The 18,448-nt window shown below is 68.5% G+C and carries 19 protein-coding genes, 1 pseudogene and 1 riboswitch; of the genes and pseudogenes, 17 read left to right on the forward strand and 3 right to left on the reverse strand.

Features of this window, described 5'->3' with window-relative positions; genetic code table 11:
• Positions 1 to 10: 10 nt before the first annotated feature.
• The 5 genes from ACFYW9_RS19455 (at position 11) to ACFYW9_RS19475 (ending at position 3,337) form a co-directional block, all read left to right on the forward strand.
• The gene (locus ACFYW9_RS19455; protein ID WP_389151553.1) at positions 11 to 1,807 is read left to right on the forward strand and encodes a DNA polymerase; all 1,797 of its coding nucleotides are present in this window, start codon (positions 11 to 13) and stop codon (positions 1,805 to 1,807) included.
• Positions 1,808 to 2,112: 305 nt separating this feature from the next.
• Positions 2,113 to 2,304, forward strand: a complete 192-nt coding sequence (locus ACFYW9_RS19460; protein ID WP_389151556.1) for a hypothetical protein — start codon at positions 2,113 to 2,115, stop codon at positions 2,302 to 2,304.
• A 141-nt stretch (positions 2,305 to 2,445) separates the two neighbouring features.
• Positions 2,446 to 2,712, forward strand: a complete 267-nt coding sequence (locus tag ACFYW9_RS19465; protein WP_389151559.1) for a hypothetical protein — start codon at positions 2,446 to 2,448, stop codon at positions 2,710 to 2,712.
• On the forward strand, positions 2,709 to 2,897 hold the full coding sequence (locus ACFYW9_RS19470; protein ID WP_389151562.1) for a hypothetical protein: 189 nt from the start codon (positions 2,709 to 2,711) through the stop codon (positions 2,895 to 2,897). Before ACFYW9_RS19465 ends, ACFYW9_RS19470 begins: the two co-directional genes overlap by 4 nt.
• Positions 2,894 to 3,337: a deoxycytidylate deaminase gene (locus ACFYW9_RS19475; protein WP_389151565.1), complete on the forward strand. Its 444-nt coding sequence runs from the start codon at positions 2,894 to 2,896 to the stop codon at positions 3,335 to 3,337. Before ACFYW9_RS19470 ends, ACFYW9_RS19475 begins: the two co-directional genes overlap by 4 nt.
• Positions 3,338 to 3,505: 168 nt before the next feature.
• Here the strand turns inward: ACFYW9_RS19475 and ACFYW9_RS19480 are convergent, their stop codons facing one another.
• Both ACFYW9_RS19480 and ACFYW9_RS19485 read right to left on the reverse strand, forming a co-directional pair.
• Complete coding sequence (locus tag ACFYW9_RS19480; protein ID WP_389151719.1) at positions 3,506 to 5,284, reverse strand: recombinase family protein; 1,779 nt, start codon at positions 5,282 to 5,284, stop codon at positions 3,506 to 3,508.
• A 95-nt stretch (positions 5,285 to 5,379) separates the two neighbouring features.
• A pseudogene (locus ACFYW9_RS19485) lies at positions 5,380 to 5,541 on the reverse strand (nitrate reductase); the annotation flags it as partial.
• A gap of 121 nt (positions 5,542 to 5,662) precedes the next feature.
• Between ACFYW9_RS19485 and ACFYW9_RS19490 the strand changes: the two are divergent.
• Positions 5,663 to 7,003 (forward strand): alginate lyase family protein, encoded by a 1,341-nt coding sequence (locus tag ACFYW9_RS19490; RefSeq protein WP_389151568.1) that lies wholly within the window; start codon positions 5,663 to 5,665, stop codon positions 7,001 to 7,003.
• A gap of 104 nt (positions 7,004 to 7,107) precedes the next feature.
• Complete coding sequence (locus tag ACFYW9_RS19495) at positions 7,108 to 7,566, forward strand: hotdog domain-containing protein (RefSeq protein WP_326788961.1); 459 nt, start codon at positions 7,108 to 7,110, stop codon at positions 7,564 to 7,566.
• On the opposite strand, the gene ACFYW9_RS19500 is transcribed toward ACFYW9_RS19495, so the two are convergent.
• On the reverse strand, positions 7,526 to 8,737 hold the full coding sequence (locus ACFYW9_RS19500; RefSeq protein ID WP_389151571.1) for an MFS transporter: 1,212 nt from the start codon (positions 8,735 to 8,737) through the stop codon (positions 7,526 to 7,528). The genes ACFYW9_RS19495 and ACFYW9_RS19500 overlap by 41 nt on opposite strands.
• Before the next feature lie 131 nt (positions 8,738 to 8,868).
• Between ACFYW9_RS19500 and ACFYW9_RS19505 the strand changes: the two genes are divergently transcribed.
• From ACFYW9_RS19505 to ACFYW9_RS19550, 10 genes are all read left to right on the forward strand, one after another.
• Positions 8,869 to 10,101 carry an ROK family transcriptional regulator gene (locus tag ACFYW9_RS19505; protein ID WP_389151574.1) on the forward strand — a complete coding sequence of 411 codons (1,233 nt, stop codon included), beginning with the start codon at positions 8,869 to 8,871 and terminating at the stop codon, positions 10,099 to 10,101.
• A gap of 444 nt (positions 10,102 to 10,545) precedes the next feature.
• Positions 10,546 to 10,676, forward strand: a riboswitch (FMN riboswitch).
• Between the two features lie 154 nt (positions 10,677 to 10,830).
• A complete protein-coding gene (locus ACFYW9_RS19510) occupies positions 10,831 to 11,466 on the forward strand; it encodes a riboflavin synthase (protein ID WP_351862557.1) in 636 nt (211 codons plus the stop codon).
• Positions 11,463 to 12,098 carry a nicotinamide riboside transporter PnuC gene (locus tag ACFYW9_RS19515; RefSeq protein ID WP_389151578.1) on the forward strand — a complete coding sequence of 212 codons (636 nt, stop codon included), beginning with the start codon at positions 11,463 to 11,465 and terminating at the stop codon, positions 12,096 to 12,098. Before ACFYW9_RS19510 ends, ACFYW9_RS19515 begins: the two co-directional genes overlap by 4 nt.
• Positions 12,095 to 13,432, forward strand: coding sequence for a bifunctional 3,4-dihydroxy-2-butanone-4-phosphate synthase/GTP cyclohydrolase II (locus tag ACFYW9_RS19520; RefSeq protein ID WP_389151581.1), 1,338 nt, complete (start codon positions 12,095 to 12,097; stop codon positions 13,430 to 13,432). The genes ACFYW9_RS19515 and ACFYW9_RS19520 overlap by 4 nt, the downstream gene beginning before the upstream one ends.
• A gap of 139 nt (positions 13,433 to 13,571) precedes the next feature.
• The gene (gene ribH / locus ACFYW9_RS19525; RefSeq protein ID WP_151468514.1) at positions 13,572 to 14,057 is read left to right on the forward strand and encodes a 6,7-dimethyl-8-ribityllumazine synthase; all 486 of its coding nucleotides are present in this window, start codon (positions 13,572 to 13,574) and stop codon (positions 14,055 to 14,057) included.
• A 34-nt stretch (positions 14,058 to 14,091) separates the two neighbouring features.
• The gene (locus ACFYW9_RS19530; protein WP_026249121.1) at positions 14,092 to 14,364 is read left to right on the forward strand and encodes a phosphoribosyl-ATP diphosphatase; all 273 of its coding nucleotides are present in this window, start codon (positions 14,092 to 14,094) and stop codon (positions 14,362 to 14,364) included.
• 84 nt (positions 14,365 to 14,448) lie between these two features.
• Complete coding sequence (hisG, locus tag ACFYW9_RS19535) at positions 14,449 to 15,306, forward strand: ATP phosphoribosyltransferase (RefSeq protein WP_351862560.1); 858 nt, start codon at positions 14,449 to 14,451, stop codon at positions 15,304 to 15,306.
• A gap of 14 nt (positions 15,307 to 15,320) precedes the next feature.
• Positions 15,321 to 15,788, forward strand: coding sequence for a PH domain-containing protein (locus ACFYW9_RS19540; RefSeq protein WP_351862561.1), 468 nt, complete (start codon positions 15,321 to 15,323; stop codon positions 15,786 to 15,788).
• A gap of 198 nt (positions 15,789 to 15,986) precedes the next feature.
• Positions 15,987 to 17,318, forward strand: a complete 1,332-nt coding sequence (locus tag ACFYW9_RS19545; protein ID WP_351862562.1) for a hemolysin family protein — start codon at positions 15,987 to 15,989, stop codon at positions 17,316 to 17,318.
• On the forward strand, positions 17,315 to 18,400 hold the full coding sequence (locus tag ACFYW9_RS19550; protein ID WP_389151589.1) for a hemolysin family protein: 1,086 nt from the start codon (positions 17,315 to 17,317) through the stop codon (positions 18,398 to 18,400). Before ACFYW9_RS19545 ends, ACFYW9_RS19550 begins: the two co-directional genes overlap by 4 nt.
• Positions 18,401 to 18,448: the final 48 nt, after the last annotated feature.

An 18,448-nucleotide genomic window follows, 5' to 3' on the forward strand; every position in this document is an offset into this window, starting at 1 on the left:
AGGAGATCAAGTGAAGGTCCTGCACTACAAGATCAAGCGACAAGAAGTGCGGATCAACGTAGTTGAGACCGAAGCTGATCTCCCTGCATTCCGGGCCTGGCTCGCCAGTAACCCCGTCCTCGGTTTCGACACAGAGACAACGGGGCTGAATTGGTGGGATGCCGACCGCGGATTCCGTATGCGGCTCGCTCAGTTCGGCAACGGATTTGAATCATGGGTGCTGCCCGTCGAGCTGGGTGAGCCTTTCCGCCAGGCCGCCGTCTTCGCCATTGTTCGAGCTGAACGGCTCATCGCCCACAACGCCATCTTCGACCAGCACGTGACTGAGGTCGGCTTGGGTATTCCCCTTGAAGACATCGCGCCCAAGGTCATCTGTACGAAGATAACGGCCCACCTCGTCGACCCCCGCCAGGTCAAGGAAGGCGGGCCTGGCTTGAAGTTGGAAGAGCTGACGGCCCACTACATCGATCGGGATGTGGCAACAGAGGTCAAGGGCTCCATGACCGCGATTGCCCGCAGGTACAAGTGCAAGAAGTCCGAGATCTGGCCCATAGTCGAGTTGTTCGATGAGGAATTTCTGCTCTACGCAGGAATGGACCCGATTCTCGCCTACAGGCTCTTTCATGTGACCTGGCCTCTGGTGAGGGCTAGGACCAAGGCCAAGGGCCTGTTCAGTTGGGAACACCGACTGAACCACGTCACCGGCCTGATGGAACGCACCGGGTACCTCGTGGACGAGGAGTACGCCTCGTCCCGCGTGGCCGAGCTGGCGGCCGAAGAGGCGAAGTGGGTCGAGGAAGCCCGCAGGTGGGGCGTCGAGAACGTCAACTCGAACCAGCAGCTCATTGACGCTTTCACGGGCTTCGGGTTCAAGCTGACGAAGAAGACTCCTAAGGGCAATCCGGCGATGGACGCCGAAGTGCTCGACGCCATCGACCACCCGCTAGCGGAAGCCGTCAAGAAGGCGACCAAGGCCGCCAAGTGGCGGGCTACCTGGTTCGAGAATGCCCTGAACGGTCGGGACTCCCAAGGTCGCGTCCGGGCGTCAATTAATTCATTGCAGGCACGGACGGCCCGCATGTCCATCACGGGTGCTGTGCCGGCCCAGACATTCCCCTCGGGGACTGGCTACGTCCGTCATATGTTCCTCGCAGAAGAGGGGCATGTGTCCGTCGCTATCGACTTCGCCAACATGGAACTTCGGTTCCTCGCGGCGATGTCGCAAGATCCGGTCATGGTCGAAGCATTCCTCAACGGGAAAGACCTGCACCAGATCACCGCGGACGCGGCCGGCGTCACTCGCAAGGTCGGCAAGATGGCCGGGTTCTTGATCGTGTTCGGCGGAGGTTGGAAAGCCTTGACCGAGCAGGGTGGAGTATCAGAGGAAGTGGCCAAGCACGTAATCAAGTCTTTCAACGAGACTTATACGTGGGTGGACAAGTTGGCTAAGAGGCTTTCGGCTCAAGCCAAGCGCCAGGGCGGCATCTACACCGTTACGGGTCGCTGGCTTCCGGTGGACCGCAGCCGCGCCTACTCGGCCCTCAATTATTACATTCAGAGCGGGTCTCGGGACATCACGGCCCGAGCGATCCTGAATCTCCACAGGGCCGGATACACCCCCTTCATGCGTCTCCCAATTCACGACGAGCTGATCTTTTCCTTCCCGAAGGATCAGGCAGAAGAGCTGACTCGCGAAGCGGCTCGGATCATGGCCTTCACCATCCGGGAAGTCCTCATCCCCGCGGACGGGGAGATCGGAGACCGGTCCTGGGGATCGGTAATGGAGCTCGAAGACAGCAAGCACTAGGAGGCTAGGTGTGACTATCGAAAGTCGATTCCGTTCCTTCCACGCGGAAAACCCTCACATCGTGGCCGACCTAGAGCGGCTAGCGGGGGAGTGGTTCGAATCCGGTAAGGGCGTCGTCGGAATCGGATTCCTCTGTGAGGTTCTCCGGTGGGACCGGTCCGTCAAGACTCAGAGTCGCGACGAGTTCAAGATAAACAACAACTTCCGTGCGCATTACGCGCGAATGATGATCGACCGAAATCCTGAGTGGGACGGGCGCATCAGAGTTCGTGCTCTTCGCACGGCTTGAGCAGTCAGGAGAGCCCTTGAAACTGAGCGAGTTGATAGCGGACGCAGAGCGGACGCTCAAGGAGTTCGGAGACATGCCGGTAGTCGCCCCCATTTACTCCGAGGGGTTCGATGAGGCTGTCGTGCGAGTGGAAAAGTACTCCGTCCGCTCCTGGGACGACAGGACAGGCGACTACGTCACACTCCCCATTGCCTACGTCGTGGCATGAGCCCTTGTACGAGGACATAGAAGGCGGCGAGGACTGCGAAGCCTGCCAGAACACCGATAACACCCTGCTCTACGACTGGGACGGCACAGAAGCATGGTTGTGCCCTCCCTGTGCTGAAGACCAAAACGCTGAGAGGTTCGAATGACTGACAAGCACAACGAGGCAGATGAGATTCTCTCGGCGCTCGAAAGTGAGATGGCACTGACCAATCTGGCGAATCGAGGAGAGTACGCGGCCGGCATCGCGGTCTGCGCCGGGAACGTGCTCACCGTGGCCCTCGCGTCCGGTGTCCCCTACATCCTCGCAAAGGAGATGGCTTCCGACTTCTGGAAAGCGGAGATGCTGGCTGACACGGTCGCTGCTTTGCTCATTGACTCCAACCTGGAAGAGGAGGGCGAGGACGAGTGAAGCTGCCTCAGTACATAGTCGTCGGACTCTGGGGCGCTTACTCCGAGTCCCGCACCGCGGACGACCTTCGCCACGCGAAGAAGATCCAGTCCGGTTGGAAGGGCCGACAGGCGAGCCGTCTTGAGATCTACAAGGTAGGCAGCTTCGTGAGGGTCGAGGAGCTGGCGTGGGAGCGGCCTGAGTGAGTTGTCAGGAACTCCACGACTGCGAGCTGCTGGGGGAGGGCCGTCCTTGCTGGGACTGCTACTTCCTCGGCATCGCGGAGGCCGCAAAAGAGCGGGGCGACTGTGTCCGTAAGAAGGTCGGGGCCGTCCTGGTCACCCCTGAGATGCGTGTCGCCTCTACGGGGTACAACGGCAGTGATCCGGGAGGCCCGAGCTGCCTCGCGGGCGAGTGCCCGCGGTGCCTTAGCGACGTGCCATCAGGTACGAGCTACGAGGGATGCGTGGAGTACCACGCAGAGCACAACGCCCTCATGTGGGCCTGCCCTGTAGATCTCGTCGGGTCCACTCTCTACGTCACTTTCGAGCCCTGCGGCGACTGCCGGGAGCTAATCCGCGGGGACGGCCTCTCTCACGTCGTGTGGCTCGGAGAGGGCCACAACATCGGTCGCTGGAAAGTCTGAAGGATTCAACGAGAAGGCCCCCTCTGGCCTTAGAGGGGGCCTTCGTGCACTTCAAGGACCTTACTTGTCCAACACCACTGTCCACACTCGTGAAGACTGCATGGATGCCTTCTGGCGGACAGTCGCCGAGCTTGCCGTGAAGTACGCCGACAAGCTGAAGCAGAAGGACTAGGAGGCCGGCCGCAGGCCCGGCTTCTCGGGCGGGGCCTCCCACAGAGGCCAGATGTCGCACTTCGTCTCGGGGTCGCGGCCCCGATTCACACGGATCTCCCGTACCAGCGTGCGCACCATCTGTCGCCGGTCGGCCTGGTCCGCCACGTCCCACAGCTCGATGACCGAGCTGAACGCGGAGGCGTCGGGCCGGGCGATGATCCGAGGCTTGTCAGCTATTCGCTTCTTGATTAGGGCGCTCTCCAGTTGGAGGGCGCTCTTTTTCGTGTCGTACTTGGCCCTCTTTCGGCGAGCAGCGTCGTTGCTGATCAGCTCTTCGAGTACTGCGTCTGTGAGGGTGTCTTCCTTGGCGCGGATCTTCTCAAGGTCGTGGTCGATGGCGCGGAGCCGGATCAGGTCGTCGTCGTACCCGTTGTCGCCCGTGAGGGCGGCCTGCGCCTGGGCGGCGCGGGCAGGGACGCTTAGGGCCCCCTCCGGGTCGGCCGCGGCCTGGGCCCCGATCCAGCTCTTGACGGACTCCTGGGCGACCTTCAGCGTCACGTACACGCCGTTACCAGGGCAGTCCTTGAACTTCATGTGCCGGGTGCAGCGGAACAGCACGTCGTAGGGGTCAGGTTCGCCATTGATCCACGGGCGTTGAACCTTCTTGGCCCTCAGCATCGAGTGCATCTTTTCGCCGCATCCCGAACACGTCATGGACCCCGATACCGAGTATTTCGCTGAGTGGTCGTGGTTCTTGTCGTCGTTGTCCTTGCCGCTGAGGCGGCGGTCGACATACGCGTCCCAGACCTTCTCGCACTCCGTCTCGTCCTCGTAGATCGCTTCGTGCTTGCCCTTGTAGTACAGGTATGCGGTGATGTCGCGGTGCGCGGACTTCCGCACGGTCCTCGTGGTGCCGTCGTCGCGGGTGATGACCTTGTGTTTTTCCTCGGGCAGGGTGTACCGGACGAACCCGAGCGCGAATCCGGAGTCAAGGATCGAGTAGAGGTCCCCTGCGTCGATCTCTCTGCCGGTCCAGTTCACGATCTTCTGCGCACGCAGCCACAGGACCATGCTCCGTACGGACTGGCCTTTGAGTGCGTATCCCTCGTAGAGCCTGCGGTACACGTCACGATAGGAGCGTTGACGCTCGTCCAGCTTGAGGATGCCGTCCTTGCACTTGGGGCACTTGTCCATGGGCTTGCCGCGCTCAGGGGGCGGGCAGGTGTTGCACCGGTAGTAGCCGAATTTTCCTCGACCGGCGGAGCCGTGCGGGAGGCCGTTGGTCTTGCGGCGCTCGATCGCGTCCTTCCACTGGTCCGACTTCTGGTTGGACTCCAGTTCGGCGATGTTGAGCATCTGGGCTATGGCGAAGCGGCCGATGGTCGTCTTGCCGTCGAAGTCTTCGCGGGCAGCTCGGACCTCGATGCCGTAGGCCATGAGGTCGTCGAGGTGTTGGAGAGATTCCCGCAGATTTCGGCCGAAACGAGACCAGATCCAGAGGATCAGGACATCGAACTCCTTGTCGCGGGCCAGCTGCTTGATCTCTTCGATCTTGCGGTCCTCGAAGGCTCGACCAGATTCGCCGAGATCCATGATCGGTTCGAGGATCACGTCAATATTGTTGGCTTCCGCCAACTTCATCCCGTGAGTCACCTGAAGCTCGGGGCTGATCATGTCGGGCCGGGCGATGGATACGCGGACGTAGATGACGCCGCGCTTCCTGCGTTTGAACGTGTCCGGGACGTCGGCCTCGGGCGAGGGCCGGAGCCGGATTGGCGCGGGTGCAGGGACCATGGTGCTCACACCTTCCAAAGTACGGGGGAATTTTTCCCATCCGTCCCTCTTGTGGCGTAAAACACCAGGTCGACGCGCTTGGCGTGTCAGTGATGCATAGCCGGAGCAACGAAAGACGCTCCGAACATCGCCACCACGTGCTGGGCGCCGAGCCCGAAGGTCCGGGGCCAGGAGAGGCGTTCATCGGGGCGGACGACCGCTCCGGGGGCGGGAGTCCGCCCGTCGCCGTGCAGTGTCCAGCGCACGCCTAGGTCCATGGTGCGGGTTCGCTTTCTCTGTACGTGAATGTGTCCGGACCATTGTCACGTCCCACCTGCAGCCCTACGCTCAACCGGTCCATCTCATGAACATCGTTCATATGTATGATCGGAGTGTTCTGTGAGTACACGATCCGGACTGGGCCTGACGATCGCGGTGGCCACGGTCACCCTCGCGTCCCTCCTCGTCCCTTCGGCGTCCGCCCGCACGACGTCCCCGCCCGCACCGGAGGTGTCCGCTCGCGCCGCGTCCCCGGCCTTCCCCGCGGCGTCCGGCCCACGCGCGTCCGAACCGCCGGAGACCGTGGTCCTGGACGGTGACCGACTGCGGCGCACCCGCGCCCGGGTGGAGAAGGGCGACCGCCGACTCGCCCTCGCCCTGCGCCGGTTGACGGCCCGCGCCGACAACTGGCTGGACCAGGGCCCCTGGACGGTCGTCGACAAGCCGAGACCCGCGCCCGGCGGCGATGTTCACGACTACCTCAGCCAGGCTCCCTACTGGTGGCCCTCGCAGCCGGCCACCGCCGACAACCCCTGGGGATGCCCCTACGTCCAGCGGGACGGGCAGCGCAATCCCGAGGTGGACACCGGCACCGACCGCCAGGACGTCGAGAAGGTCTTCGACTCGACGTACGACCTCGCGCTCGCCTGGTACTACACCGGCAGGAAGCGGTACGCCGAGAAGGCCGCCCAGGTCCTGCGCACCTGGTTCCTGGACCCGGCGACGAGGATGAACCCGAACCTGGACCACGGCCAGTTCATCCCCTGCAAGTACGACGGCCGGGCCATCGGCGTCATCGACTTCTCGCAGTCCTACACGAGCGTCCTCGACGCGATCGCCCTCCTCGACACCGGAGCCCCCGGCTGGTCCCGGCGCGACCGGACCGCGATGCTCGCCTGGAACACCGGCTACCGCGACTGGCTGACGGGCAGCGCCTTCGGCAAGGAGGAGGGCGCCGCGCGGAACAACCACGGCACCTTCTACGACATGCAGCTCGCCGCCCTCGCGTACGCGACCGGCGACAAGGACCTCGCCCGGCGGACCGTGCTCGCCGCGCGCGGCCTGCGCATCGACCCGCAGATCGCCGCCGACGGCAGTCAGCCCCAGGAACTCGCCCGCACCCGCAGCTGGCACTACTCGACCTTCGACCTGGTGGCGTACACCCGGCTCGCCGCCGTCGGCCGGAAGGTCGGCGTGGACCTGTGGGCGTACCGGGGACCGGACGGCCAGAGCCTGTTCAAGGCGGTCGGCTACCTGCTGCCCGCGGCGACCGGAGCCGAGCCGTGGAGCCACCCCGAGCTGGAGTTCCACCGCTTCGCGGCGAGCGATGTGGTGCACGCCGCGGCCGACGCGGGGGACCGGGCCGCGCGGGCCGCCGTGCCGGGGCTCGAGGCGCCGCCCGGCGGTGATCTGTGGGAGCTGCGGCCGGCCGCCGAGCAGCTCGACTCCATCGCGGGCTGATCCCGCCCGGACGGGGTTCCTGAGCGTTTGCTTAGGATGGGGAGCGTCGTTTCAGCCAGGCCCGCCCAGTCCACGTGCCGCAGTACGCCCCAGGAGCCCCGCCCGTGACCGCCGAAGCCCCCGCCGCCCCCGCCCTCCCGTACGGACGCCTCCTGCCCGTCACCGTCCACTTCGACGACCTCGACGCGCTCGGACTGCTGCACAACGCCCGCTACCCGGTCATGGTCGAACGCGCCTGGACCGCGCTGTGGAACGAGCGCGGCTTCGGCTTCGAGGGCGACTGGGAGGCGGCGGGCGACTCGTGCAACGCGGTCAAGGAACTGCGGATCACCTACGAGGCCCCGGTCAGCCGCCCCGGCGCGTACGCCGTCCACCTCTGGCTGGAAAGGCTCGGCAACACCGGACTGACGTACGGCTTCCGCTTCTGCTCCCTCGACGGCGCGGTCACCTACGCGCACGGAACCCGGGTGCTCGTGCGGCTCGACGCCGGGACCCTGCGCCCGACGCCGTGGAGCGACCGGTTCAGGGCCGTGGGCCGGGAACTGCTGCGCTCGGGGGACTGACCTTCGACGCGACGCGGTCTCCCGCCCGCAGCACACCCGCGAGCGCGGTGAGCCCGAACGCCAGCAGCGTGACCAGACCGAACGACACCATCAGGTTCGTCGCCTGCGCCACCGACCCGATCAGACTCGGCGCGATGAGCCCCGAGGTGTACGTGATGGTCGCGACGCCGGCGATGGCCTGACTGGGGTTGGGGCCGCTGCGCCCGGCCGCCGCGAAGCAGAGCGGGACGACCACCGCGATACCGAGCCCGAGCAGCGCGAAGCCGCTCATCGCCACCGCCGGATGCTCCGCGACGACGATCAGCAGTCCGCCGAGCACGGCCAGCACGCCGCCCGCCCGCACGGTCCGCACGGCGCCGAAACGGTTCACCACCGAGTCGCCGGCCAGCCGGGCCACCGCCATGGTCAGCATGAAACCGGTGGTCGAGGCCGCGGCGAGACCGGCCGAGCTGTCCAGCCGGTCGCGCAGATAGACCGCCGACCAGTCCAGGCTCGCGCCCTCCGCGAAGACCGCGCAGAAGCCGACCGCGCCGATGAGCAGCGCCGACCGGGGCGGCAGCGCGAACCGCGGCGGCGGCTCCTCGTCCTCGGTGGGCTGGAGATCGAGCACCCAGCGGCAGGCGATCAGGCCGAGGAGGGTGAGGGCCCCCGCGGCCAGGGCGTGGTGCAGGCGCGCGTCGGCGCCCAGGTGCGCGGCGAGCGTGCCGGCCGCCGCGCCGATCAGCGCGCCGCCGCTCCACATGCCGTGCAGCCCGGACATGATCGACTTGTCGAGGCGGTTCTCGACCTCGACACCCAGCGCGTTCATGGCGACGTCCGCCATCCCCGCCGTGGCGCCGTAGACGAACATCGCGAGGCACAGGGCCGGCAGGCTCGGCGCCAGGGACGGCAGGATCAGGGCCAGCGTCCACAGGGCCATGAGCCCGCGCAGCGCCGTACGGCTGCCGAAGCGGTGGGTGATGCGGCCGGCCAGCGGCATCGAGCAGGACGCGCCGAGCGCGGTGAAGGCGAGCGCGAAACCGAGCTGCCCCGCGCTGACCGACGCGTGGTCCTGGATCCACGGCACCCGGGTCGCGAAGGACCCGGTGACGGCTCCGTGCACGGCGAACACGGCCGCCACGGCGTACCGGGCGCGCCTGACCTCGCGCTGGTCGTAGACGACTTCACTCATGCTCGGGCCCCTCCCCAAGTGATGGTTCCACGGTGTGCCGCCGTAAACTATCAGGAACCCTGCCTGATAAATAGATGACCGCTCGCCGCCCGGTCGCCCGGCGGCCTCGCCGGTCTGGGAGGATTCCCGCCATGCCCGCATCCCCGAGCACCGCACGGGCCATCAACGACCGGCTCGCCCTGCGGCTGTTGCAGCAGGAAGGCCCTTTGACGGCCACGCGGCTGAAGCAGCTCACCGGCCTGTCCCGGCCGACCGTCGCCGACCTCGTCGAACGCCTCACCGCCTCCGGTCTCGTCACCGTCGTCGGGGAATCGGGGGAGCAGCGGCGCGGACCGAACGCCCGGGTCTACGGGATCGTCGCGGACCGCGCGCATCTGGCCGCGCTGGACGTCCGTACGGAGGGAGTCTCGGTCGTCGTCTCCGATCTGGTCGGCCGGGTCCTGGCCGAGGACTCGGCGCCCATCGGCGAGGGCACCGGGACCGGGCCGGCGGTGGAGCGGGCGGTCGCGCTGGTCGAGCGGGCGGCGAAGGAGGCCGGCTCCCTCGGGGCGTCGCCCCCGCGCGAACTCGTCCCGGGGTGGGGCAGGCTGCACACCGTCGGCATCGGGGCGCCCGGCCTGATCGACCCCGCCAGCGGCGAACTCCGCAACTCCACCGGCCTGCCCGCGTGGCACCGGCGGCTGGTCGCGGCCCTTCAGGAACGGCTTCCCGAGGCCCGCGTCCTCGTCGAGAACGAGACCAACCTCGCGGCCCTCGCCGAACAGCGCGAAGGAGTCGCCCGCGACCGCGACACGTTCGTCCTGCTGTGGATCGGCCACGGCACCGGCGCCGCCGTCGTCCTCGACGGCGCCCTGCGCCGCGGCGCCTCCGGGGGTACCGGGGAGATCGGGTTCCTTCCGGTGCCGGGCACCACGAGTCTCCCCTCGGCGACCGACTGCGGGGGCGGCTTCCACTCGCTGGTCGGGTCCGCGGCGATCGCGGAGCTGGCGGCGGAGCACGGTGTCCCGGCGCGGCCCGAGGGCTACGAACCGCACGCCGCGGCGCTGGTGCGGCAGGCGCTGGCGACCGCGGGCTCGCCCGCCGCCGACGGCTTCCTCGACGCCCTCGCCGACCGCCTGGCCATCGGGGCGGCCTCCGTCAGCGCCGTGCTGGACCCCGGGTGCGTGGTCCTGGGCGGCGAGGTCGGCCAGGCGGGCGGCGCGGCGCTCGCCGCTCGGGTCGCGCGACGGCTCGCCCGTATCTCGCCGCTGCCGACCGAGGTGCGCGCGAGCCCGCTGGGCGGGGGCGCGGTACTGCGCGGCGCCCTGCTGACCGCACGCGACGGCGCCCAGGACGAGCTGTTCGCCCCGCCGTCGTCGCGGTAGTCCCGGTTGCGCCGCCGTGGTCCCGGTGGGCCGGTTCGCTCCGCCGTCGTCGCGGTGGGTCCGGTCGCTCCGGCACGGTCCCGGTGGGCTCGGCTCGTTCCGGCGTTCCGGCGCTCCGGCGTTCCGGCAGGCCCGGCGAAAGGCCGGCTGGAGACCCGGCGGCGGGGCAAGGGCCTTCGTCACCGCCGCCGGGTCGATCGTGGGGGGACCGGCAATGAATGATCACGCAGTCTTGATCGAGGACACTAAGAGGACTAGACCAGAGCGTCAATAGGTATGGACCAGTCGGTGGACCCGGGCCGTGTCGCAAGGCCGCCCGGAGCCAAGGAAGTTGACGGCGGAACCGTTCCGTGGAAGTCCATGGGGACCGGCTGTGAGCCACCCCACAGAGGTACGGCCCCGTGGCCGACGATCGGGCGTGGCACACTGGCCATGTACCAGAAGCAGCGCACTCCGGGGTCGGTGTAATTCCGAACCGGCGGTTATAGTCCGCGACCCGGTCGCTTCCAGCGGCCGGTTGACCAGGTGGAATTCCTGGACCGACGGTTAAAGTCCGGATGGGAGGCAGTGCGCGGCGGGCGGGCATTTCGTGCGTGCTGCCGTTTGTTGCTGCTCGTCCTGCGGGGCGGGTGTCCTTTCGGCGTCGCTCCCGGTGTGCCGCGGTCCGCTCATTGTGTCGTCATCGACAGCCCCGGAGTCCGTGCCCCATGAGGCAGGAGGACCCGGGAAGTGTTCACCGGAATCGTCGAAGAGCTGGGTGAGGTCACCGCCGTCGAGATTCTCGACGACGCCTCGCGTTTCCGGCTGCGTGGCCCCGTCGTCACGCAGGGCGCGCAGCACGGCGACTCCATCGCCGTCAACGGAGTCTGTCTCACCGTCGTCGAGCACGAGGGCGACGAGTTCACCGCCGACGTCATGGCCGAGACCCTGAACCGCTCCAGCCTCGGGGCCCTCACCGTCGGCTCCCGCGTCAACCTGGAACGGCCGATGGCCGTGGGCGAGCGCCTCGGCGGCCACATCGTGCAGGGACACGTCGACGGCACCGGCGCGGTCATCGAGCGCAAGCCGTCCGAGAACTGGGAGATCGTCAAGATCTCGCTGCCCGCCGACCTTTCGCGCTACGTGGTCGAGAAGGGTTCCATCACCGTCGACGGCATCAGCCTGACCGTGGTCGACGCCGGCCCCGACTTCTTCACCGTGAGCCTCATTCCCACCACCCTCGACCTGACCACACTGGGCCACAAGCAGCCCGGCGACCCGGTCAACCTCGAGGTCGACGTGATCGCCAAGTACGTCGAGCGGCTGCTGGGCGCACGCGCCGGGCAGTCCGCCGGTCTGCCCGGCGTCCAGGGGGCCGGGCAGTGAACTGGCTGAACTCCGAGGCCTTCGTCCTCCTCGACCAGCACATCATGTGGTCGGACATGATCGGCAACGTGATCGGTCTGATCGCCCTCGCGCTCGGCTGGCGGCGCTCCGTGTGGAGCTGGCCCGTCCAGCTCCTCTCCGGAGTCGTCCTCTTCGCCGCCTTCTTCGGCCACCTCACCGGCAGCGCCGGCAAGCAGGTCGTGGTCATCGTCGTCGCCCTGTGGGGCTGGTGGCGGTGGAACCGCGGTGAGGGCGAGGACGGGCGCGTCTCCGTACGGTTCGCCACCTGGCGCGAACGCGCGTACATGGCGGGCGCCGCCCTCGTGGGCACCCTCGCCGTCAGCGGCCTGTTCCACGCGTACCCGACGCTGTCCTGGGACCCCTGGCCCGACGCGTACATCTTCGTCGGCACGATCGTCGCCATGTACGCGCAGGCCCGCGGCATGGTCGAGTTCTGGTTCGCCTGGCTGCTCGTCGACGTGGTGGGCGTCCCGCTCAACTTCGCCAACGGCTACGCCTTCTCCGGTTTCGTCTACGTCCTGTACGGCGCGCTCGTCCTGTGGGGCATGCGCGACTGGTGGCTGCGCTCCCGTGAGGCCGGGCAGCCCGTCATGGAAGGAGCCCCGGCATGACAACGGCGCCGGTTTGGTACAGCACCGGGCACGATCAGGATGCCTCGGACTTCGCACTCGACCCCGTCGAGCAGGCCATCGCCGACATCGCGGCCGGCCGTCCCATCGTGGTCGTCGACGACGAGGACCGGGAGAACGAGGGGGACCTCGTCGTCGCCGCCGAGATGGCGACCCCCGAGATCGTCGCCTTCATGATGAGCGAGTGCCGCGGACTGATCTGCGCGCCCATGGAGGGCGACGAACTCGACCGGTTGCGCCTGCCCCAGATGGTCGACGACAACACCGAGTCGATGAAGACCGCGTTCACGGTGTCGGTGGACGCGTCCGCCGCCCACGGGGTGACCACCGGCATCTCTGCGGCCGACCGCGCCGCCACCCTGCGGCTCCTCGCGGACGGCGTCTCGGGGGCCGACGACTTCGTGCGCCCCGGCCACGTCTTCCCGCTGCGTGCCCGGCCCGGAGGCGTGCTGGCCCGCAACGGACACACCGAGGCCGCCGTCGACCTGGCCCGGCTGGCGGGACTTCGCCCGGCCGGAGCGATCGTCGAGATCGCCGGCGAGGACGGCCGGATGCTCCGGCTGCCCGAACTGATCCCCTTCGCCCGCAAGCACGGCCTGACGATCATCTCCATCGAGGACTTGATCGCCTACCGCCGCACCGCGGAACGCACCCTGGCGGACGAGACCGGCGCGGCCCCCGCCGCACCCACCGTCCGGCGCGAGGCCGAGGTCCGTCTCCCCACCGCCTTCGGCGAGTTCACCGCGTACGGCTACCGCTCCACCGCCGACGGCGTCGAGCACGTCGCCCTCGTCCACGGCGAGATCGGCGAGGGCGAGGACGTCCTGGTCCGGGTCCACTCCGAGTGCCTCACCGGCGACGTCTTCCACTCGCACCGCTGCGACTGCGGTCCCCAGCTGCAGACGTCCATGGAGCGCATCCAGACCGAGGGCCGGGGCATCGTGGTCTACCTCCGCGGCCACGAGGGGCGCGGCATCGGGCTGCTGTCCAAGCTCCGCGCGTACGAGCTCCAGGAGCGCGGCCGGGACACCCTCGACGCCAACCTGGAACTCGGCCTGCCCGCCGACGCCCGGGACTACGGCGCGAGCGCGCGGATCCTTCAGGACCTCGGCGTCCGCAGCCTGCGCCTGATGACCAACAACCCCGACAAGACCGACGCGCTCGTCCGCTACGGACTGCGCGTCACCGGCCGGGAGCCCATGCCCGTCCAGGCGGGCGAGCACAACCTCGGCTACCTGCGGACCAAGCGGGACCGGATGGGGCACGACCTGCCCTGGCTCGACGCGACCACCGTGTCGGCCTGCGGGAGCCAGTGACCCCGTACACCCGGCACCACTGCGGGACACGGCACCACCGGCACGACAGCACAACCGGCACGACAGCACGACCGGTGCGGCGCAGCACCGGCGACACAGCACTATCGGCAACACGGCACAGCGGGACTGAAGGAGAGACGTGAGCGGCAAGGGTGCACCTGAACTGTCCGTACGCAACTGCGGCGACCTGCGGGTCGCGGTCATCGCGGCACAGTGGCACGACAAGGTGATGGACGGTCTCGTCGACGGCGCGCTGCGCGCCCTGCGCGAGCTGGGAATCGACGAGCCGACCCTGTTGCGGGTTCCCGGCAGCTTCGAACTGCCGGTCGCGGCCAAGGTCCTCGCGGGCCGCGGCTACGACGCGATCGTGGCGCTCGGCGTCGTCATCCGCGGCGGAACCCCCCACTTCGAGTATGTGTGCCAGGGCGTCACCCAGGGCCTCACCCAGGTCTCCATCGACACCGGCGTCCCCATCGGCTTCGGTGTGCTGACCTGTGACACCGAGGAGCAGGCCCTGGACCGTGCCGGCATCGAGGGCTCCAACGAGGACAAGGGCCACGAGGCGGTGACGGCCGCCGTCGCGACCGCGGCCACCCTCCGCTCAGTATCTGAACCCTGGCACTGAGGTACGGCACCGAGCGCGTAGGGTGAGGACCACCATGTCCAAGAAGACGTTCGAGGAGCTCTTCACCGAGCTCCAGCACAAGGCCGCCACGGGCGATCCCGCCACTTCGCGCACCGCCGAACTCGTCGGCAAGGGTGTTCATGCCATCGGCAAGAAGGTCGTCGAAGAGGCCGCGGAGGTCTGGATGGCCGCCGAGTACGAGGGCAAGGAAGCCGCCGCCGAGGAGATCTCGCAGTTGCTCTACCACGTCCAGGTGATGATGGTCGCGCGCGGGATCTCCCTCGACGACGTGTACGCGCATCTGTAGGGGCGAACCCAGCAGCGCCCCCACCGAGCACGCCCGTCCGTTCCCACCCACCCGAACACATCTCCAGCGAAGGAAGCCGACCTCATGCTGCGCATCGCCGTCCCGAACAAGGGTTCCCTCTCAGGACCTGCGGCGGACATGCTGCATGAGGCCGGCTACCAGCAGCGCCGGGAGTCCAAGGAACTGCGGATCGTCGACCCGAACAACGAGGTCGAGTTCTTCTACCTCCGGCCCCGCGACATCGCGATCTACGTCTCCTCCGGCCGTCTCGACATCGGCATCACCGGCCGCGACCTGCTGGTCGACTCCGGAGCCAACGCCGAGGAGATCCTCCCGCTCGGCTTCGCCCGCTCCACCTTCCGCTTCGCCTCCAAGCCGGGAACCGCGAAGGGCATCGCGGACCTGAACGGCATGACGATCGCCACCTCCTACGAGGGCATCGTCGCGGGGCACCTCGCCGACCACGGCGTCGACGCCTCCGTCGTGCACCTCGACGGCGCCGTCGAGACCGCCATCGAACTCGGTGTCGCCGAGGTCATCGCGGACGTCGTCGAGACGGGCACCTCGCTGCGCAACGCGGGCCTGGAGATCTTCGGTGAGCCGATCATGAAGTCCGAGGCCGTGGTCGTCCGCCGTGTCGGGGCCGGCCCCACCGAGGACGCCGAGCCCAAGGTCCAGCAGTTCCTGCGCCGCCTCCAGGGCGTGCTGGTCGCGCGGACCTACGTGATGATGGACTACGACTGCCGCGCCGAGCACCTGGAGAAGGCCGTCGCGCTCACTCCCGGCCTGGAGTCGCCGACCATCTCGCCGCTGCACAACGAGGGCTGGGTCGCGGTCCGCGCCATGGTCCCCTCCAAGGAGGCCCAGCGGATCATGGACGACCTGTACGAGCTCGGCGCGCGGGCCATCCTGACCACGGCCATCCACGCCTGCCGGCTCTGACGGGACCAACGCACATGTCGGACCTTCCCACCCTTCCCATAACCTTCCGCCCCTCCCGTACCCGGGCGGTGCTGCTCACCGCGGGCGCGTCGATCCTTGTGGTCATCACCACGGTCGCCATGCTTCTGGAGCAACTCGGCCCGGGGGAGCGGCTCAGCTTCGTCTTCACCGCGGCGCTGCTCTTCGGAGTGCTCCTGCTGCTCTCGCGGCCCAAGGTCGTCGCCGACGAGAGCGGTGTCACGGTCGTCAACATCGCGAGCCGCCGGCACCTGGACTGGGCGGAGATCGTCCAGGTCAACCTGCGTCCCGGCGACCCCTGGGTGTTCCTCGACCTCAGTGACGGCACCAGTCTCCCGGCGCTCGGCATCCAGCCGGGCATCGCCCGGCAGCGCGCCATCGAGGACGCCCGCGCCCTGCGCGCCCTGGCTTCCGCCCGTGGAATCCAGGAGCCCGACGGGCACCGTGACGAACATCAGGGCTGACTCTCGGCCCTCCACCCTGCCCTGAGAGCCCATGTCTTGATTAATCTGTCGGCGGAGGCGTTTTTCATCGCGCCTCCGCCTCCGATGTGCTCCCGCCCTCAGAGGCACCCTGCTACCCGAGGAGTGATTCCCTCCAGCGATGGACGGATCGTCCTGTAGTACCTGCGCCGCCCCCTTCCGACATAGCGAGGCGGCGGCATGACCATCCCCCTGTTGCTCCTTGGCGCGGCGTTCCTGCTGATTCTCGCCAACGGCTTCTTCGTGGCCGCGGAGTTCGGCCTCGTCACCGTCGAGCGCCCCGACGCCGAGAAGGCCGCGGCCGACGGCGACAGACGAGCCGGCACGGTCGTCGAGTCGCTCAAGGAGCTGTCCTTCCAGCTCTCCGGCACCCAGCTCGGCATCACCATCACCTCGCTCGTCGTCGGCATGCTCGCCGAACCGGCGCTCGCCGAGCTCCTGCACGGCCCGTTCACGGCGATCGGGCTGCCCGAGGGCGCCGTGCCCGGCGTCGCCGTGGTGGTCGGCATGCTGCTGGCCTCCGCCGTGCAGATGGTGGTCGGGGAACTCGTGCCCAAGAACTGGGCGGTGTCCAAGCCGCTCCAGGTGGCCCGCTTCGTCGCCGGCCCGCAGCACGTCTTCTCCAGCCTCTTCCGGCCGGTGATCGCCGCGCTGAACACGGTCGCCAACCGGCTCGTCCGCGCCCTGGGCGTGGAACCCACCGAGGAGCTGGCCTCCGCCCGCACCCCGGGCGAACTCGTCTCCCTCGCCCGCCACTCCGCCCGCGCGGGAGCCCTGGAGCAGGACACCGCGGACCTCTTCGTCCGCACGATGTCCCTGGCCGACCTCACCGCGCAGCACGTCATGACGCCGCGGGTGAGGGTCAGCGCCCTCCAGTCGTCGGCCACCGCCGAGGACGTGGTCAACCTCACCCGTGCCACCGGCCTCTCCCGCTTCCCGGTCTACCGGGAGCGGATCGACGAGATCGTCGGCATGGTGCACCTCAAGGACGCCCTGGCGATCCCCTCGCGCGACCGGCTGCGCACACCCGTGGGCCGGATCGCCCAGGTCCCCCTGCTCGTCCCGGAGAGCCTGCCCGTGCAGCCCCTCCTGGAGCGGCTGCGCAGTGAACAGCCGATCGCCGTCGTCGTCGACGAGTACGGCGGCACGGCCGGCGTGGTCACCCTGGAGGACATCGTCGAGGAACTCGTCGGCGAGGTCCGCGACGAGCACGACGACGAGCAGGGCGAGCCGCCCGAGCTCGCGGCCGCGCCCCCCGAGGACGGCAGGCCCGCCTGGGATGCCGACGGCAGCTGCCGGGTCGACATCCTGCAGCGCATAGGCCTCGACGTGCCCGAGGGACCGTACGAGACCGTGGCGGGCCTCGTCGCCGACCTGCTCGGCAGGATCCCGGCCCCCGGTGACAAGGCCGAGCTCCCGGGCTGGCGCCTCGTCGTGCGACAGGTCGGGCACTATCGTGCCGAACGCGTCCGCCTCGTGCGCACCGCGCTCGCCCCGGAGGCCGTCCGATGACCATGCTCCAACTGCTGTTCGCGGGCCTGCTGGTGCTCGCCAACGGCTTCTTCGTCGGCGCCGAGTTCGCGCTCGTGTCCGTACGGCGCAGCCAGATCGAGCCGCTGGGCACCGCCCGCTCCCGGCAGGTCCTGTACGGCCTGGAGCGCCTTCCGCAGATGATGGCGGCGGCGCAGTTCGGCATCACCGTCTGCTCGCTGACGCTCGGCGCGGTCGCCGAGCCCACGGTCGCCCATCTGCTGGAGCCGCTGTTCGAGGCGGTCCACCTGCCGGACGGGGTGATCCACCCCCTCGGCTACGTGATCGCGCTCGCCCTCGTCGTGTTCTTCCACCTCGTCATCGGCGAGATGGTCCCGAAGAACCTGGCGATGGCCGCGCCCGAGAAGACGGCCCTGTGGCTCAGCCCCGGACTGGTCGCCTTCGCACGGGTGTGCCGCCCGGTCACGGTGGGCCTCGGCGCCTGCGCCCAGCTGATCCTCAGGCTGTTCCGGGTCGAGCCCAAGGACGAGGTCGAAGCGGTCTTCACGAGCGAGCAGCTCAACCGGCTCGTCGAGGACTCCGGACAGGCGGGACTCCTCGACCCCGAGGAACAGGAGCGCCTCGAGGACGCCCTGGAACTCGGCTCCCGTCCGGTCACCGACGTCCTGCTCGACAGCGCCTCGCTGGTCACCGTGGACCCTTCGGTCACCCCGGGCCAGATCGTCGCGCTCACCGCGCGCACCGGGTACTCCCGGTTCCCGGTGCGCGCGGAGAACGGCGCCTCCATGGGCTGCTACGTCCATGTGAAGGACGTCCTCGACCTGGAGGGGTCGGAGCGTGCGGTCCCGCAGCAGGTGTGGCGGCCGATGGCCACCCTGCGCTCCGAACTCCCCCTGGACGACGCCCTCACCGTGATGCGCCGTGCCGCCACCCATCTGGCCCAGGTCGCCGACGCCTCCGGGAAGGTACTCGGCCTCGTGGCGCTGGAGGACGTACTGGAACTGCTCGTCGGCGAGGTACGGGACCCGGCGCACCGCGATGTCACGCCGGTACGGGTCACGGAGCCGCGCGTCGGCCAGGCCGAGGAGGCGCTGGCGAGCTGACCGCGAGCGTGGGCCCCGGTTCCCGGGGGCCGTGCGACCCGTGACGGT

This window comes from Streptomyces sp. NPDC002698 (assembly GCF_042888945.1).
GTDB lineage: Bacteria > Actinomycetota > Actinomycetes > Streptomycetales > Streptomycetaceae > Streptomyces.

Bases quoted from the DNA above. Each gene is read 5' to 3' on its own strand.
- ACFYW9_RS19500 (WP_389151571.1), bottom strand. From the start codon at position 8,737: ATGAGTGAAGTCGTCTACGACCAGCGCGAGGTCAGGCGCGCCCGGTAC.
- ACFYW9_RS19540 (WP_351862561.1), top strand. From the start codon at position 15,321: ATGTCGGACCTTCCCACCCTTCCCATAACCTTCCGCCCCTCCCGTACC.
- ACFYW9_RS19530 (WP_026249121.1), top strand. From the start codon at position 14,092: ATGTCCAAGAAGACGTTCGAGGAGCTCTTCACCGAGCTCCAGCACAAG.
- ACFYW9_RS19465 (WP_389151559.1), top strand. From the start codon at position 2,446: ATGACTGACAAGCACAACGAGGCAGATGAGATTCTCTCGGCGCTCGAA.
- ACFYW9_RS19480 (WP_389151719.1), bottom strand. From the start codon at position 5,284: ATGGTCCCTGCACCCGCGCCAATCCGGCTCCGGCCCTCGCCCGAGGCC.
- ACFYW9_RS19545 (WP_351862562.1), top strand. From the start codon at position 15,987: ATGACCATCCCCCTGTTGCTCCTTGGCGCGGCGTTCCTGCTGATTCTC.
- ACFYW9_RS19520 (WP_389151581.1), top strand. From the start codon at position 12,095: ATGACAACGGCGCCGGTTTGGTACAGCACCGGGCACGATCAGGATGCC.
- ACFYW9_RS19505 (WP_389151574.1), top strand. From the start codon at position 8,869: ATGCCCGCATCCCCGAGCACCGCACGGGCCATCAACGACCGGCTCGCC.
- hisG (WP_351862560.1), top strand. From the start codon at position 14,449: ATGCTGCGCATCGCCGTCCCGAACAAGGGTTCCCTCTCAGGACCTGCG.
- ACFYW9_RS19550 (WP_389151589.1), top strand. From the start codon at position 17,315: ATGACCATGCTCCAACTGCTGTTCGCGGGCCTGCTGGTGCTCGCCAAC.